Origin of the sequence: Stenotrophomonas sp. ATs4 (genome assembly GCF_051861585.1) — a bacterium.
Taxonomy (GTDB): Bacteria; Pseudomonadota; Gammaproteobacteria; order Xanthomonadales; family Xanthomonadaceae; genus Stenotrophomonas; species Stenotrophomonas maltophilia_AS.
Window position 1 is genome coordinate 74,006 of record NZ_JBLYPK010000014.1, and the last position, 16,148, is coordinate 90,153.

General features: G+C 64.6%; 13 protein-coding genes. 12 read left to right on the forward strand and 1 reads right to left on the reverse strand.

Annotated features, from left to right (window positions below; all coding sequences use genetic code 11):
- Positions 1–26: 26 nt before the first annotated feature.
- The 11 genes from ABR323_RS20490 (at position 27) to ABR323_RS20540 (ending at position 12,361) form a co-directional block, all read left to right on the forward strand.
- Positions 27–680 (forward strand): RNA polymerase sigma factor, encoded by a 654-nt coding sequence (locus ABR323_RS20490; protein ID WP_439450621.1) that lies wholly within the window; start codon positions 27–29, stop codon positions 678–680.
- The gene (locus ABR323_RS20495) at positions 677–892 is read left to right on the forward strand and encodes a hypothetical protein (RefSeq protein WP_439450622.1); all 216 of its coding nucleotides are present in this window, start codon (positions 677–679) and stop codon (positions 890–892) included. The genes ABR323_RS20490 and ABR323_RS20495 overlap by 4 nt, the downstream gene beginning before the upstream one ends.
- Positions 893–1,158: 266 nt before the next feature.
- The gene (locus ABR323_RS20500) at positions 1,159–1,464 is read left to right on the forward strand and encodes a hypothetical protein (RefSeq protein WP_439450623.1); all 306 of its coding nucleotides are present in this window, start codon (positions 1,159–1,161) and stop codon (positions 1,462–1,464) included.
- Positions 1,465–1,516: 52 nt separating this feature from the next.
- A complete protein-coding gene (locus tag ABR323_RS20505; RefSeq protein WP_439450624.1) occupies positions 1,517–2,728 on the forward strand; it encodes a hypothetical protein in 1,212 nt (403 codons plus the stop codon).
- Entirely contained in the window at positions 2,725–3,543 is an 819-nt protein-coding gene (locus tag ABR323_RS20510; RefSeq protein ID WP_439450625.1) for a hypothetical protein, read from the forward strand. Before ABR323_RS20505 ends, ABR323_RS20510 begins: the two co-directional genes overlap by 4 nt.
- Before the next feature lie 33 nt (positions 3,544–3,576).
- Positions 3,577–4,875, forward strand: a complete 1,299-nt coding sequence (locus ABR323_RS20515; RefSeq protein ID WP_439450626.1) for an ABC transporter permease — start codon at positions 3,577–3,579, stop codon at positions 4,873–4,875.
- A 1-nt stretch (position 4,876) separates the two neighbouring features.
- On the forward strand, positions 4,877–6,076 hold the full coding sequence (locus ABR323_RS20520; RefSeq protein ID WP_439450627.1) for an ABC transporter permease: 1,200 nt from the start codon (positions 4,877–4,879) through the stop codon (positions 6,074–6,076).
- A gap of 129 nt (positions 6,077–6,205) precedes the next feature.
- Complete coding sequence (locus ABR323_RS20525) at positions 6,206–7,603, forward strand: cytochrome ubiquinol oxidase subunit I (protein WP_439450628.1); 1,398 nt, start codon at positions 6,206–6,208, stop codon at positions 7,601–7,603.
- A 1-nt stretch (position 7,604) separates the two neighbouring features.
- Positions 7,605–8,618, forward strand: a complete 1,014-nt coding sequence (gene cydB, locus ABR323_RS20530) for a cytochrome d ubiquinol oxidase subunit II (protein WP_439450629.1) — start codon at positions 7,605–7,607, stop codon at positions 8,616–8,618.
- A 151-nt stretch (positions 8,619–8,769) separates the two neighbouring features.
- On the forward strand, positions 8,770–9,030 hold the full coding sequence (locus ABR323_RS20535; protein WP_135275600.1) for a YcgL domain-containing protein: 261 nt from the start codon (positions 8,770–8,772) through the stop codon (positions 9,028–9,030).
- Positions 9,023–12,361 (forward strand): ankyrin repeat domain-containing protein, encoded by a 3,339-nt coding sequence (locus tag ABR323_RS20540; RefSeq protein ID WP_439450630.1) that lies wholly within the window; start codon positions 9,023–9,025, stop codon positions 12,359–12,361. Before ABR323_RS20535 ends, ABR323_RS20540 begins: the two co-directional genes overlap by 8 nt.
- A gap of 189 nt (positions 12,362–12,550) precedes the next feature.
- Here the strand turns inward: ABR323_RS20540 and ABR323_RS20545 are convergent, their stop codons facing one another.
- Positions 12,551–14,329, reverse strand: coding sequence for a monovalent cation:proton antiporter-2 (CPA2) family protein (locus ABR323_RS20545; RefSeq protein WP_135275527.1), 1,779 nt, complete (start codon positions 14,327–14,329; stop codon positions 12,551–12,553).
- Between the two features lie 347 nt (positions 14,330–14,676).
- On the opposite strand from ABR323_RS20545, the gene mgtE reads away from it, so the two are divergent.
- Positions 14,677–16,047 (forward strand): magnesium transporter, encoded by a 1,371-nt coding sequence (mgtE, locus tag ABR323_RS20550; protein ID WP_439450631.1) that lies wholly within the window; start codon positions 14,677–14,679, stop codon positions 16,045–16,047.
- Positions 16,048–16,148: the final 101 nt, after the last annotated feature.

The window sequence follows — 16,148 nt, forward strand, 5'->3', positions numbered from 1 at the left end:
CCACGGGCACAGGGGGCGCCCCGCGCATGAGCCTGCTGGGCGAAGCACTGTCGGCACTGCGGGGCCGTCGCCGCCACGATGCAGCGGCGACGGCGGCCCCCGCCGAACCGTTGGATGCGGACCAGGCGCTGGTGCGGGCCATCATCGACGGTTCGCAGGCGGCGTTCTCGCAACTGGTTGAAACCCACCAGCGCACCTGCGCGCATGTGATCGGGCGCATGGTCGGCGACCGCGACCAGGTCGCGGACCTGCTGCAGGAAACCTTCCTTGCGGTGTTCCGCCAGCTGCACCGGTTTCGTTTTGAATGCTCGCTGCGTACCTGGGTTTCCCGGGTCGCCTACACCACGGCACTGCAGCACCTGCGCCGGCGGCGGCTGGAGGCGCAATGGATGGTGGCCGTTGAGGTGCCGGAGGAACTTGGGATCGGCGATGAAGGCCCAGGCCCGGCCGAGTTGAGCGAGGCCCTGCAGGCCGGGCGCCAGCTTGGCGCGGCACTCGAACGGCTGAGTGCGCCGCAGCGCCTGATCGTCGGCCTGCACTACCTGGAGGATTTCGATCTGGCCGAGATCGAGCAGGTGACTGGGCTGGCGCGCGGTACCATCAAGAGCCACCTGTACCGCGCGCGTCAGGTCCTGAAGCAGGAACTGACGCGGCATGCCACTGCCGGAGAACTGCTGTGAACCCATCGACCGACCCTCGCGATGCGGAAAAGCGCGCGCTGGCGCAGGCGTTGCGTGAGCAGGTTCAGCAGGAAGAAACGCCGGACGTGAGCGAGGCGTTGCAGAAGCGCATTGCCGCTGAGTCGCGCGACAGTGGCGTGGGCTATGTGGTGGTGCAGGTGTTGTTGTTGGGGGCGCTGCTGGCTGCGGCTGTCTGGTATTTCTGGCATTAATCGATTGTCAGTCGTATCCGGCGTGAATTTTCTTCCGCCATTCCCAATGTCGCTGATTCGGAGAATCCCCCGCCCCCGGCGGATTGCGTCATCTCCAGACGCTACTTGAAGATCCCCGCACTGAGGATAGTTGCAAAGGAATCTGCTGCTATTGATGTCGATGACTCTGCTGGAAAAGTCTAAATCGTCAGCAATCGCTGACCTGGCCAGGAGCCGCGCAAGCTCACAGCCATATCCAGCAGTATCAACTTCAAAGGAGCTGAATAATGTCGAAGATCTGCAAGTCCGTGCTTCTTCCTCCGGCACTCATTGCAATGCTTGGTCTATCTGGAATCGCATCTGCGTCGCAGGAAAGTGCGTCCAATGATCTCACGCAGATCCAGAACGTCTCTGTGCTGGACATCACTCTCGTCAGTGGGGCGGAGTTGCAAGAAGGAACCGGCGATAGCGAGATCGCAGGTGTTCAATGTACCAACTACTCAAGCGGTGGTACCCACTGCGGTCACTACTCGTCAGGTGAAGATCTCCAGTTTGTGCACGTAGTTCCTGACGCCCAGAAGTTCAACGTCTAAGAACGCGGACGGTCGCCCATGGGGGTGGCCGTCCGTCACCAAGGAGAGGTTGATGAGAACTTCCATAGAGGATCTCAGGAGAGCAATTGAAGATCCGTGCAGATCGGTTGACGTTTGCTCGGTGCTGCTGGATGCATGGTTTGAAACAACTCCGCGTCGTTTGGGTGAGGCTCTTTCAAAGTTCAGAGATGAGCGGCTTGAGAATCAAGAGCGTGTTGAGAATTTTGAAAGAACATTCAAGCAGTTGGATCCCGCGGCGAGAAGAAGATTGCTTGGCTCCCCGTGGGTTTCCGGATTCATGGATGATCCAGATGGAGTCTCCCATGAAGATTCAGATGGAAGGCCTGTCACGACCATCGAAGCGCTTCATCTCGCCGCAATGGCGGAGTGTCCAGTTGCTCCCATCCATGACGAAATGGGCGAACTTCACCAAGGGAGGGGAGTCGAAAGCCCCCTTGGGGAGTGGGTGATCAGGCGGAATGAATCCGGATTTGAGAAGGTCGAGCGCGCAAAGGTGGGAGGTGTGATCGCTCTGGACGTGGATAGTGGGCTGGCGCGTCGAAACGAGCCAGAGAGTGGAACGTTCTGCAATCCATTCCTGAGCATCTCATCAGAAGAACTTGTCGTAATCCATGAGAAGCTGGAAGCGGCCATAAGGCTTGTGGACGAAGCCACTCCACATCTGGGTCTCCTGATTCGAACATTCACAAGGCGTGTGCTCGTGAGGAAGTCGATCGAGTCGGGTGATCAGGCTTCACCTCTGAATCTTGGATCCGAGTATCGGCCGATTCATGCGGGTTGTATCCGAATCCTCAATGTCCACAGGCCGGAAATGACCGTGGATATCTGCGCAGAGGCAATTCTGCATGAGTCCGTCCACTCGTACCTCTCCGCCTATGAAGAGGTGCATGGGAAGTTCATGTCAGGTGCAATCAGAGTTCGCCCGGTTTCACCATGGTCAGGTAACTTCATTCCGAACCATTCACTGGCTCACGCGGTTTTTGTTTACTACGCCATCCACCAGCTTCTCGGGAGGTTGGTTGGTATCGGTGCTGGGATTGGAGAAGAAGCCGGGAGGAGAATGAAACGACGACTGATGCACGTAGCAGGAGGATTCTTCATCGAACGGAAGATATCGACGCTATTCGTACTGGAGTCACCCGCCTCGTTGCAGCTGATGGCGGTCGTGGATGAAATTCAGGAGGAGATCAGGGCCGAGTACAGCCAAAGAGTGCCAAGGGAAATGCTGGAGAGCGCGGCATGAAGATTCCAACCATTGTCATCCACTCCGATCCGGAAGACGTCGTCGCAGCCGTGCTCGGAGATGTTCGGGGTGTGAGTGTGATCCATCTGGACGAGCTGACTCGAAACTGGTGCGTTCAGGAGGCTGAGATCATTGAACCCGTACTGGAAAAATCCATCCCGAGCATGTGTTCCGCCTACATCATCAACAGAGTCTTCGATCTCTCTTGCACCGAGATTGGCAAGCGTCTTCGTGCATTCGGTTTGCATGAGAACTGGGCACACACGGCTTTGGGTTCGGTTCTGTCGCGAGCGCACGCGCTGGCACACGGAATTGGTCCTCGCGGAGTGAGTAGATCGCTTCTCCCCTTGAATGTGCAGTGGAAGCTTCTTTCCGAGCGTATCCCAGACATCAAAACGCCGCGGTTCGCTTTTGGGTTCGGTCATCGAATGCCTGATATGTCGCATCTGGACAAATTCGTACAGAAGTCAGTCTGGTCCTACTTCCGGTGGAATGGTGATTCTGATGTCGCAGAAGGGGAGCAGCAGTGGCATCCATTCTTCGTCGAACAGCCGCAAGGCATCCCAATCATATGTAGTTATCACGGAGAAGCGTTCGCACTGAGTTTCCCAAGGGGGCGACCCAAGGTCGATCTTGAGGCTTTTCCAGCTCTCGTGTACGCATGCCGGGAACTGTTCGACAGCAGGATGGGCGAGATTCTGGTGTACCAAGAGGACGAAAGCCTGACCTTCTGCGCCTGCAGCCCATACATGGCTGGAGTAGGTGAGCTGAGAGAAAGAGAGCAACTTCTTCTACGGGGAGTTCCGTCGAGTTGAAGTTGAGGGCTCTGCAAAGTCCAAGGAGGGTACGTGCACGGTTATTACATCAAGATGTCGTTGATCCGATTCAAGCAGAGAGTCGGCACTCATCTGGCAATCGCTCTCATGCTGGGTGCGGGGGTAGGGATCACGACCGTGATGCTCTCCATTGTTCTCCAGGCATCGTCGGATCCCGCGCCAGGCCGGAGCTCGGCATTGTTCCGCCCGTACCTTGACGCGCGTCCAGATGCACTGCGCAGTGGCTCTCCGGATCCTGGGCAGCCAATGACCTGGCCAGACGCTAAGGCGCTTCTGAACCAAGGCTGGACGTGGAAGCAGGCAGCCATGGCAGGGGGGGCAGTGACGCTCTCCCGGCCGGGAGCGTCCAGCGCAAGACTGCGCGCCAGGTTCGCCACGTCCGAAGTCTTCAGTGTCCTTGGCATTGCCGTTGTTCAAGGGCGGGCATGGACCGCCGAGGAAGGGCATGCTGCGAGTCGAATGGTGGTCCTGTCGCGTGCGCTCGCCGAGCGCGAATGTGCACAGGCCTGCGTTGGTCATCCGTTGGAACTGGGCAGACGCACCTACACCGTTGTGGGTGTGGCGGAGGATTGGCATCCGGTGCCGATGTTTCAGGGAGATCTCACACGCCGGCCGTTTGTGGAACCTGACGAGATCTACCTGCCGGTTGAAACCGCAATCGCAGACAAGCTGACTGTTGTGGACGGGACGGCGATCTGGGGTGGTGACCAGGACACGCATCTTGCAGGGGCCAACGTTTCATGGCTTCAACTGTGGGCGTGGCTGCCCACCGCAGATGATGTCTCCGCCTACCGCGCCAGTCTGAATGCCTATGCACAGGCAAAGGGCCTTCGGATCGAACCAGGCACCCAGCAGGTGGCACTTTGGCCGTTGATGGATTGGCTGGACAGGCTGGGATTGGTCCCGGAGCGGGCCAGGATGCAGCTTCGGCTGTCACTGATCCTTCTCGGTGTGTGCATTGTCAACGCGGCGGCGCTGTTGAGCTTCAGTCTGGGGCGCCGTCGGCGGGAGCTCGCGATACGACGTGCACTGGGGGCCCGACGCCGGGACGTGTTCATCCAGCTCATGTGGGAATCCATCGCGGCGGGAGCCGCAAGCAGTGCGCTCGCTGTCGTCACCTATATGCTGGGAATCCGGGTGGTTGCTGCGGGAGACGTTCTGCCCAGCGCGATAACCGCGATGCATGCTGGGGCAATGCTGATGGCCGCTGGCCTGGGAGTCGTCACGACGTTGCTCTGTTCATTGGTCCCATCGTTTGAAATCTGCAGGGTCAGCTCACTGTCGAGTGCCTTCGCGAAGGGAGCTGCCTGAGATGTTCGAATCGATGAGGGAGACCCGACGACACTTGGGAAGCACCGCACTGCTTGCAGTGCAGGCAGCGCTTGCAAGCCTGGCATGTGCGTTCGCAGTGCAATCTGCGCTGGACAGCTTCGCCAGATTGAACACCGGGAACATCCGGGAGGCAGTATCGATTGGTGTGGTCAGGGTCTCGGATGTCGAAGAAGGCGCTGATGCGGCAGTGCTGCGGGCAGACCTGTCCGCGATCCGGCTGCCCGGTGTTCAGGACACGGCTGTGAGCGACTCTGTTCCGTTCGGAGGAAGAGCCCATCGATACGGTGTGTGCACCAGCGAGTCAGCCATGGCGTACTCGATGAACGCGGGCACGACAGACGTTGCTGGATGTGATCGCATTCCCGTGGTCACTGCCAGCGCTGGCTTGCTGGCGATGCTGGACGCGGGAATCGTCCTGGGGCGGGATGCCGCAGAGGACGACATGCTTGAAGGCGCTTCGGTGGTGCTGATCAGCGAAACGCTGGCTGCACGTCTGTTCGGAAGGGAGAGTGCTGTTGGCCGCCACCTGTATTTCGGCCCCGGCAGCAGTCGGGTCGTCGTGGGCGTGTTCGCCTCTGTTTCCGGGCCGGCACCAGTAGGGAATGAGCGAGACTCGCAGTGGGCGCTGCTTCCGGGCCTTCCCATGGGCGCGAGTCGCTATTATCTGGCGAAGTGGAGGTCGGAGGTTGATCGCTCATCGCTTGATCGCATTGTCGATGCGCTGCAGCGACCTTATCGGATCGTGAATCCGTCCGGTGTCGACACGCTGGCGGGATATCGCGACGCGTACGTCAAAGCTGATCGCTTCGCTACAACCGTGCTCGTGAGCATGACGGCCATTGTTCTCGGTGTGCTGATGGCCGGAGTTTCCGGAGTTGTAGGCGCGTGGCTTGATCAGCGTCGGCACTCCATTGGGGTCCGACGGACATTGGGTGCCCGCAGATCGGTAATTTTTTCCGAGATCATGTTCGAGGTTTCACTTTTCATCACGTCGGGGGCCTTGCTTGGCGCGATGTCATTGCAGTGGATAGGGTCACCACAGGACGACATCGCAGGTTCACCCTGGGTCTCGATATTGACCGCTACCGTGCTGGTGATGGCGGCCTGCTTGACTGCACTGGTACCCCGGGCCCTGCGAATCGCCAAGGAGCCGCCCTTGACCTTGCTGAAACCCCTGTAGCCCATTCATCCTGTCACCCAGCTTCACCTGCGACAAAGTGAAGCAGCGCGTCACCCGGTCGCATCCCGCTTTAACAATATCCCCCTAAAGTGGTGCGGTATCCCACCGGCAGCTGGCAGGAGGCGTCCCTTGGACGCGTTGTTGTTGTCCCGGATCCAGTTCGGATTCGTCATCAGTTTCCACGTGCTGTTCCCCGCCTTCACCATCGGTACGGCCAGCTGGCTGGCCTTCATCGAATGGCGTTGGCTGCGCACGAAGTTGCCCGTGTGGCGCGAGCTGTATTTCTTCTGGCAGAAGATATTCGCAGTGTCCTTCGGCATGGGCGTGGTCAGTGGCATCGTGATGGCCTTCCAGTTCGGTACCAACTGGCCGCGGCTGAGCGAGGTGGCCGGCACGGTCATCGGCCCGCTGCTGACCTATGAGGTGCTGACCGCGTTCTTCCTGGAAGCAAGCTTCCTCGGCGTGATGATGTTCGGCTGGGGCCGGGTCTCGCCGCGCCTGCATTTCTTCTCCACCTGCATGGTGGCGCTGGGCACGCTGTTCTCTACGTTCTGGATCCTGTCGTCCAACAGCTGGCTGCATACACCGGCCGGCTACGAGATGGTCAACGGCATCGTGCATCCGGTGGACTGGTGGAAGGTGGTGTTCAATCCTTCGTTCCCGTACCGCCTGGCGCACATGGCGCTGGGCTCGTTCATCACCACCTGCTTCGTGATCGGTGGCGTGGGCGCGTGGTACCTGCGCAAGGGCACGCACGTGGAAGCGGGCCGGCGCATGCTGATCGCGGCGGTGGCGTTCGCCGCGCTGACGGTGCCGGTGCAGATCTTCGTCGGCGACATGCATGGTCTCAACACGCTGAAGCATCAGCCGATGAAGATCGCGGCGATGGAAGCGCACTGGCATGAAACCAAGGAAGGCGAGGGCGTGCCGCTGGTGGTGTTCGCGCTGCCGAACGAAAAGGAAGAACGCAACGACTTCGAGGTGGCCATTCCCAAGCTCGGCAGCGTGATCCTCACCCACAGCCTGGACGGCACCTTCGATCCGCTCACCTCGGTGCCGGCCAGCGAGCGGCCGCCGGTGACGCCGGTGTTCTTTGCCTTCCGCATCATGGTCGGGCTGGGCACGCTGATGCTGGTGCTGGCCTGGGTGTCGGCGTTCCAGCTGTGGCGGAAGAAGCTGCTCGATTCGCCGTGGCTGCTGCGCGGCTGGAACTGGATGCTGCCCAGCGGTTTCATCGCGCTGCTGTCGGGTTGGTTCGTTACCGAGATGGGGCGCCAGCCGTGGGTGGTGTATGGCGTACTACGCACCGCCGATGCAGTGGGCCCGCAGAGCGCGTGGATGACCGCGCTGTCGCTGGGCGTCTACGTGGTGGGCTACGCCTTCGTGTTCGGCTGGGGTATCTGGTACCTGGTGAAGATCCTGCGCCATGGGCCGCAGCCCTATGCCGAAGGCCCGTCGCTGGACCACGGCAGCCATACCCCGGCACGCCCGCTGTCGGCCGCCGACGAACCGCTGGAGGAGCGCTGACATGGACCTGATGACCTGGCTGCCGGTGGCATGGTTCGCGGTGATCGGCTTCGGCGTGCTGATGTACGTGGTGCTGGACGGCTTCGTGCTCGGCATCGGCATCCTTGCCCCGTTCGCGGAGGACGAGGAGCAGCTGGACCTGATGATGAACACGGCCGCGCCGATCTGGGACGGCAACGAGACCTGGCTGGTGCTCGGTGGCGCCGGCCTGCTGGCGGCGTTCCCGAAGGCGTATGCGGTGCTGCTGTCGGCGCTGTACCTGCCGGTGCTGCTGCTGGTGGTGGCGCTGGTGTTCCGCGGCGTGGCGTTCGAGTTCCGCTTCAAGGCGCATCGTTCGCGTCGGCTGTGGAGCGTGGCGTTCGGCCTCGGTTCGCTGCTGGCAACTTTCGCCCAGGGCGTGATCCTTGGCACCCTGGTGCAGGGCATCCCGCTGGTGGACGGTGTCTATCAGGGCGGTGCGTTTGCCTGGTTCAGCCCGTTCGCGATGCTGACCGGTGCCGCGCTGGTGGCCGGCTATGCGCTGCTGGGCAGCACCTGGTTGATCCTGAAGACCGAAGGCCGCGTGCAGGCGCTGGCGCGGCAGATGACCCGGCCGCTGGTGGTGGCAGTGATCGCGGCGATGGGGCTGGTCAGCAGCTGGCTGCCGTTCCTCGATTCGCGGTTGATGGACCGCTGGTTCAGTGACGGCAACTTCTGGTGGTTGTCACCGGTACCGCTGCTGACCCTGGCAGTGGCCGTCGCGCTGTGGCGCAGTGCCACGCACCCGCGCCGCGACCTGCCGCCGTTCCTGCTCAGTCTGGCGCTGTTCGTGCTGGGTTTCCTCGGCCTGGTGCTGGGCATGTGGCCGTACCTGCTGCCGCCGTCGATGACCCTGTGGCAGGCCGCGGCGCCAGCCTCTTCGCTCGGCTTCACGCTGGTCGGGCTGGTCGTTCTGCTGCCGGTGATCCTTGGCTACACGGCGTGGTCCTATCGGGTGTTCCGCGGCAAAGTGCACGCCGACGCCGGATATCACTGAGCACCGGGTCGGGGCTGAACGCCGCCGCTACATTGCTGAACCCCGCCGGGGGAAACGCCGTCGATCACGCCGCCATCGTCGGCTGACGGCTTTCCCCGGTGTCGGCTTTCCGACACAATCATGGCTCTTCCCGGGTTATCGTCCCGCGGACATGCACGCCTACGTCTATAAAAGCCAACTCAAGCCGGACACTTACGTCTACGTTCCCCAACGTGATGATTTCAGCGCGCTGCCTGCGCCGCTGCTCACCTCGCTGGGGGCGCTTGCCTTCGTTCTGGAGGTGGCCCTGGAGGGGCAGCGCCGCCTGGCCCAGGCTGACCCGGACAAGGTCCGAAGCGAAATGAGCGAGCGCGGGTTCTACCTGCAGGTGCCGCCATCGGTGGCCAGCCTGATGCCGCGCCACTATGACTGACCCCTCTCGTCCACGCGCCCTGTCGATCGCCTTCGCCGTGGGCGCCGTGCTGGCCCTGGGCGCCGCCGTGGGCGGTATCGCGGGAGCTCTTCTCGCCGCACTGGCGCAGCCGGCATTCGCGCTGGGCGTGTCGTGGTGGCGGCGCAGCCGTGCGCTGCTTCCGCTGAAGGTGGTTGCACGCCAGGACCTGCCTGCGCTGCTGGCGCTATGGGCGGCCGCGCCGTTGCTGCTGGCGTTGCTGCTGGCCTGGCCGCTGGCGGCGCTGCGTGACAGCGGCAGCCTCGCCGCGGTGCTGGGCCTGAGCGTGCTGGTCAGTGCCGGCCTGCTGGCGGCGTGGCGTACCTGGCCGTTGTGGAACGATGTCGAGCGCCTCGATGGCAGCCTGGCCCAGCATTGGCAGGCACTGGCCGGCCGCGACCTGACCGCCTGGCGTGGCCTCGGCGTGGCCGCACTGGTGATCGCGCTGGCTGCATTGGTGGTGCTGCCGGCCTGGCCGGGGCTGCTGCCGGATAGCGCACGCCTGCCGGCCGCGCTGGCAGTGGTGGTGCTGTCGCCGCTGCTGCACCTGCTGTTGCAGCGGGTGGCGCCGGCGCCGCTGGTATCGCTGCGCGCGGGCCCGTTGGCCACAGCCAGTAGCGAACACGAACCGATGTTCGCCGCTGCGGCCGAAACCGTGCCGCTGGAGGCAATGGCACCGCAGGAGCTGACCCCGGCGCTGTATGAAGCTGCGCGCCACGGCCGCATCGACCGTGGCCTGCAGCTGCTGCAGGCCGGCGCCGATCCCTATGCGCTGCCGGACCCGAACTGGCGCGACCAGCGCAGCCTGGCGGTGCTGGCTGCGGTGTTGCCGGACCTGCGTCTGTTGCGCGAACTGATCGCCCGCGGCGTCGACGTGAACGCGCCGCAACGGGGCATGACCCCACTGCTGGCCGCCACCCGTGACAGCTGGCATGGCCGCCCTGAGGCGGTGATGACACTGCTCGCCAACGGTGCCGATTCGCGTGCCACCGACAGCGATGGCAATACCCCGCTGCACCATGCCGCGCGCAGTTCCGATCCAGGCGTGGCCGCGCTGTTGCGCGATGCCGCCGCCGAAGTGGATGCGCTCAACAATGATGGCTGGTCGCCGCTGGCGGTGGCCTGCCAGGTCGGCAACTGGCGCCTGGCCCGCTTCCTGCTCGAGCGTGGTGCGCGCAGCGAACCGGCCGAGGGCACGCCGGTGCTGCTGGCCGCTGCCGCCACCGAAGACGATGATCCGGCCGGCGTGCAGCTGCTGCTCAAGCACAAGGCGCGCGCCGACGCCCGTGATCGCCAGCGCCGCAGCGCGCTGCACGAGGCGGCGCTGGCCGGCCACGTGGAAATCATCGGTGTGCTGCTCGCCGCCGGCGCCAATCTGGAAGCGCGCGATGCGCTCGGTCGCACGCCCTGGCTGGAGGCGGCCCGCGCCGGTCGCGCCGGTGTGATTGAACATCTGTTGCCGCACAAGCCCGACCTGGTCGCGGTGGACGGCGAAGGCCGCAATGCGGTGCAGCTGGCCGTCATGGCCGAGGATGTCTCGCCGCTGCTGATCAAGCGCCTGGTCGATCTGGGCATTGCCGCCGATGCGACCGATCCGGTCGGCCGCCGTGCGGTGGATTACGCCGCCGAAGCCGGCCGCTGGGCGATCGTCGCGCTGCTGGATCCCTCCTATCCGTTGCCGGCTGCGGTCAGCGATGGTCTGGCCGAGCGCGGCGAAGCGGCCGCGGCCAGCGGCCTGCTGCCGGATCGCCCGCCATTGACCTTGCTGCGCGAGGCGCTGGGCTTCGGCAACACCGACGGCATGGCCGCGCTGGCCAAGCTGTGCCAGCCGGAAGAACTGGGCAGCCTGCTGCTTGATCCCGAACTGGCGCTGGAGCCGGACGCGGTCGATTGGCTGCTGGCGCACGGTGCTGATCCATACGTACGTGATGCCTGCTCGGACACGCCGATGTTCGCGCTGCTGTCGCGCGGCATCGATGCGGTGCCGGCGCTGCAGGTGATGCTGCAGCGTGGCCTGTCACCGGCCGGACGCGGTGGCTTGGCGCGTTTCCTCGCGGCCTGTGCGCAGCACGACCAGGCCGCCCGTGGCCTGGAACAGCTGGCGCTGGAACTGCTGGAGCGCGGCGCCGATCCGTTCGCAGCTTCGCCGGCCGGTGATCCGCCGTTGTCGCTGGCGGTGCGCCTGGGCTGGCTGCGCCTGCAGCAGGCCCTGCTCAAGGCCGGTGTCGATCGTGAAGCGCGCGACAGCCATGGCATGACCGCATTGCATCTGGCCACCGCATTGGCCCGCGAAGGCGCGCTGAAGCTGCTGGTGCAGCACGGTGCCTCGCCGGAAGCCCGTGCCGCCGACGGCCAGACGCCGCTGGGCGTGGCGCTGTCGATCGGTCGCCGTGATCTGGCCGACTGGCTGGACTGGCGGGTATGGCCGTTGCCGCGCCGCACCCTGCGCGAGGCCGATCTGCCGGCCGCCGCGATGGCCGGTGACGTCGATGCGGTGCGCCGCTTGATTGATCTGGGGTTTGCCGTCGACGCGGTTGACGCGCAGGGCTGCACCGCGCTGCTGCGAGCGGCCGGCGGTGGTCATCTGGCCGTGACCGACCTGTTGCTGGCACGTGGTGCCGATCCGCAGCACGCCGCCGCCAGTGGTGCGACGCCGTTGTCGGCCGCGGTCAGCATGCGCCAGGTGGATATCGTTTCGGCCCTGCTCGATGCGGGCGCCAAGCTCGAACACCGCCTGCCGGGCGGGGTGACCGTGCTGATGCTGGCCTCTGCGCTGGGTCTTCCGGACATCGTCGCGCGCCTGCTTACCGCCGGCGCCGACGTGCACGCCGGTGACGCGCAGCAGTTGGGTCCGCTGCACTGTGCCGCGTTGTACGGCTTCAGTGCCCGCGACCGCTCGCGCCTGCTGGCCCTGCTCGACACCCTGTTGCTGGCCGGTGCCGAACCGGACCAGGCCGCTGCTGGGTCGGTCACGCCGCTGCTGCTGCTGTTGGGCGCACGCGCCGAGCCGGGTACCGCCTGCGACGAGCAGGTGGTGATGGCCGCGGTGGAGCGCCTGCTGGACGAGGAGGTAAGCCTGGAGGTGCGTGATCCGCGTGGTTTCGGTCCGCTGCATCTGGCCGCCCTGCATGGCCTGCCGTTGCTGGTGCAGCGCCTGCTGCGTGCCGGTGCCGATCCGGAAGTACGCGACAGCCTCAACCGCAGCCCGCGCGAGATCGCGGTGATGCGTGGCTTCATCGACGTGGCCGGCGAGTTCGAACCGCGCGTGCCGGGCGTTTCGTCGATGGCCCGGTTCCTGCGCGACAACGGCTGACGGGCCGGGGTCGGATCCCTTTCCAACGGAAAGGGCTCTGACCCCGACACCGCGCCATCCACGCATGGCGTGGATCTACTGCCGGAATCCGCAGTGGGTAGTGCCGACCATTGGTCGGCAGGATTCTCCTGGTAGATCCACGCCATGCGTGGATGATCGAATCCAAAGCATCCACGCGTTGGCGTGGATCTACTTGTCGTCGCTCTCTGCGTCGGCCTCAAACAGATGCATCAGGTCATTGCGTGCATCGCGCGAGGTCTGGATCACGGCCGCCTCGTCGTCGTAGACCAGGTACTGGTCACGCAGCAGTTGTTCGTCGTGCTCACGGAAGCGCTGCACATGGCGTTCGGCCACGTCTGCTGCAACGCCCAGCGCGGTCAGCACGCGCCCGCTCATCTCCAGGCTGGTGCCGAACACTTCGCGGAATGGCTCGGCCGACATGTCCATCAGGCGCCACGCATGCTGTCGGTTGCGTGCGCGGGCCAGCACCTTCGCGTCGGGGTACAGCCGGCGCACCATGCGTACCGCGCGCAGGTTGGTCTCCGGGTCATCCACGGTGATCACAAACACATCGATGTGCTCGCCGCCGGCCGCACGCAACATCTCCGGCCGGGTCGGGTCGCCGTAGTACAGCTGGTTGCCGAAGCGACGCAGGTCGGCCACGGTATCCGGGTTCGCTTCAAGCGCCACGAACGGCACCTTCTGCGCGGTCAGCAGGCGCGCGATGACCTGGCCGAAGCGGCCCATGCCGGCGATCAGTACCTTCGGCCGGTTGTCCGGCGCCACCTTGTCGGCCTCCGCTGCTTCGCGCGGTGCGGCCTTCTCCTGGCCGAGCAGCTTGAGCAGCGCGATCATCAGCAGCGGCGTGATCGCCATCGAAAGACCGACGATCGCCACCAGCCGGTCGTGGTTGGCGTTGCCCAGCAGGTGCGCGCGCTGTGCTTCATTGAACACCACGAAGGCGAACTCGCCGCCCAGCCACAGTACGCTGCCCAGCAGCAGCGAGTGCCTTGAACTGAGCCTGGCGATGCGGCCGATGACATACAGCAGGCTGAACTTCACCACGAGCAGGATCGCCACGCCAGCGGCGATCAGCCAGGGCTCGGCAACGATGCGGTCGAGGTCGATGCCCATGCCCACCGCGATGAAGAACAGACCCAGCAGCAGGCCTTTGAATGGTTCGATCTGCGCTTCCAGTTCGTGCCGGAACTCCGAATCGGACAACAGCACGCCGGCCAGGAACGCACCCAGGCTGGGGCTGAGGCCCGCTTCCTGCATGAACCAGGCCGTGCCGAGCACCACCAGCAGGGCGGTGGCGGTGAACACTTCCGGGCTGCGGGTGCGCGCGATGATGCTGAACACTCTGCGCAGCACCGGTCGCCCGCACAGGATCACCACCGCCAGTGCGCCCAGTGCCACGGCCGCATCCTCCCAGCGCAGGGTCTCGTTCTTCACCCCGCCCAGCAGCGGGATGGCCGCCAGCAACGGGATCGCGATCAGGTCCTGGAACAGCAGGATGGCAAAGCCCAGCCGGCCGTGATCACTGTTGATCGCTTTGTGTTCGGACAGCAGCTGCAGGCCGACCGCAGTCGATGACAGCGCCAGTGCCACGCCCACCACCAGCGCGCTCTTCCACTGGAAGTGGTCGAGCAGCAGCAGGCCACCCAGCACCAGCCCGGACAGCGCCACCTGTGCCGCACCAGCACCGAACACCGAACGCCGCATTACCTTCAGGCGCGCTGGCGACAGCTCCAGCCCGATCACGAACAGCAGCATCACCACGCCGATCTCGGCGGCGCCAAGGATGCGATCGGCATCCTGCACGAAACCCAGCCCATCCGGGCCCAGCACCACGCCGGCCGCCAGGTAGCCCAGCACCGCACCGAAGCCGAACTTCTTGAACACCGGCACGGCGATGACCGCTGCCAGCAGCAGTACCAGGGCCAGTTCCAGACCACCGCTATGCATGGGAATTCCTGATCATCGTCGGTGCCCGCAATGCGTCCGTTCGGGTGGGAAAAGGCGTGGTGAACACCACCACCTCATTATGCGCGCCCGCCCGTGTACGCACGAGAACGGCCTGCCCGGAAGGCCCGCGCCGCTGTGACCGCCGGGTTGACCTGCATCGCCCCCGGGTCCAGACTGCCCGCCGCTGGTGGCGCGTCCGCCGGCACACGCATCCCGGAGTCCCCAACCCATGTCCAGCGACAGTAGAAGTCGACCTCGTTCGACGCCAGCGATGGCCACCGCCTGACATCGGGACGGTTTGCCTGCGTTGGCGTTGCGCGAGGTCGCACCCCCACAAGGCAAACCCGATGAACCAGAAGCAATTGCTGCGCCCGGTGGCCGATGCCGCCGCACTGGCCGCGCCACTGGCGAACTACAACACCGCCGATGCGGTGGAATTTCTCAACACGCTGGAACTGACCCGCGCCGCGGAAACGCTGGCCGCGCTGTCGTTGCCGCGTGCAGTGAAAATGCTGGAAGCACCGGAGCTGCACCGCAGCGGCGAACTGGTGGCCGCGCTGCCACCAGCGCGCGCCGCCGCACTGCTCGGGCTGATGGCCGATGACCGCGCCACCGACATCGTCCACGAGCTGGATGAGGAAGAACGCGCGCGGCTGATCCCGCTGCTGGGCACCGACGCCCGCCAGGCCATCCAGAAACTGCTCAGCTACCCGCCGAACACCGCGGGCGCGCTGATGACCACCGAGTACGTGGCGGTGCCTGCCAGCTGGACCGTGGCGCAGACCCTGCAGCACATCCGCCAGGTCGAGCGCACCCGCGAGACGGTGTACGCGATCTACGTGCTCGACCCGGCCAGCCAGCAGCTGCAGCAGGTGGTGACCATGCGCCGGCTGATCACCGGGCTGCCGGAGGAATCGATCCTGGACGTGGCCCAGGTCAATCCGCCGGTAACGGTGGATGCACTGATGGACCAGGAGGAAGTGGCGCGGCTGATCCGTCGCCACGATCTGCTGGCGATTCCCGTGGTCGACGACCAGCAGCAGATGCTCGGCATCGTCACCGTCGACGACGTGCTCGATGCGCTGATCGAGGAATCCACCGAGGACGCGCACAAGTTCGGTGGCATGGAAGCGCTGGACAAGCCGTACATGCAGATCGGCTTCTTCGAGATGCTGCGTAAGCGCGCCGGCTGGCTGAGCGTGCTGTTTCTGGGCGAGATGCTCACCGCCAGCGCGATGCAGCACTACGAGGACGAACTGGCCCGCGCGGTGGTGCTGACCCTGTTCATTCCACTGATCATGAGTTCCGGTGGCAACTCCGGTTCACAGGCCACCTCGCTGCTGATCCGCAGCCTGGCGCTGCGCGAACTGCGCCTGCGCGACTGGTGGAAGGTGGCCCTGCGCGAAGTGCCCACCGGCATGGTGCTGGGCGCGATCCTCGGCTGCCTGGCCATCGTGCGCATCGTCATCTGGCAGCTGGGTGGCCTGCATGACTACGGCGAGCACTGGATCCTGCTGGCGATCACCATCGGCGCCGCGCTGGTTGGCATCGTCACCTTCGGCTCGCTGTCCGGCTCGATGCTGCCCTTCATCCTCAAGCGGCTGGGCTTCGATCCCGCCAGTGCCTCGGCCCCGTTCGTGGCCACCCTGGTGGATGTGACCGGGCTGGTGATCTATTTCAGCATCGCCGCGATGATCCTGCACGGCACGCTGCTGTAAGCGGGTCGACATCCACGCATGGCGTGGATCTACTGTAGTTGCCGGCATCAGTAGATCCACGCCATGCGTGGATGCCATGCCAGGGTCGCGCAACACGCCCG

What these genes read in the sequence shown, in the direction of transcription:
- ABR323_RS20490 (WP_439450621.1), top strand. Translation starts at nt 27, where the DNA reads ATGAGCCTGCTGGGCGAAGCACTGTCGGCACTGCGGGGCCGTCGCCGC.
- ABR323_RS20500 (WP_439450623.1), top strand. Translation starts at nt 1,159, where the DNA reads ATGTCGAAGATCTGCAAGTCCGTGCTTCTTCCTCCGGCACTCATTGCA.
- ABR323_RS20505 (WP_439450624.1), top strand. Translation starts at nt 1,517, where the DNA reads ATGAGAACTTCCATAGAGGATCTCAGGAGAGCAATTGAAGATCCGTGC.
- ABR323_RS20510 (WP_439450625.1), top strand. Translation starts at nt 2,725, where the DNA reads ATGAAGATTCCAACCATTGTCATCCACTCCGATCCGGAAGACGTCGTC.
- ABR323_RS20520 (WP_439450627.1), top strand. Translation starts at nt 4,877, where the DNA reads ATGTTCGAATCGATGAGGGAGACCCGACGACACTTGGGAAGCACCGCA.
- cydB (WP_439450629.1), top strand. Translation starts at nt 7,605, where the DNA reads ATGGACCTGATGACCTGGCTGCCGGTGGCATGGTTCGCGGTGATCGGC.
- ABR323_RS20535 (WP_135275600.1), top strand. Translation starts at nt 8,770, where the DNA reads ATGCACGCCTACGTCTATAAAAGCCAACTCAAGCCGGACACTTACGTC.
- ABR323_RS20540 (WP_439450630.1), top strand. Translation starts at nt 9,023, where the DNA reads ATGACTGACCCCTCTCGTCCACGCGCCCTGTCGATCGCCTTCGCCGTG.
- ABR323_RS20545 (WP_135275527.1), bottom strand. Translation starts at nt 14,329, where the DNA reads ATGCATAGCGGTGGTCTGGAACTGGCCCTGGTACTGCTGCTGGCAGCG.
- mgtE (WP_439450631.1), top strand. Translation starts at nt 14,677, where the DNA reads ATGAACCAGAAGCAATTGCTGCGCCCGGTGGCCGATGCCGCCGCACTG.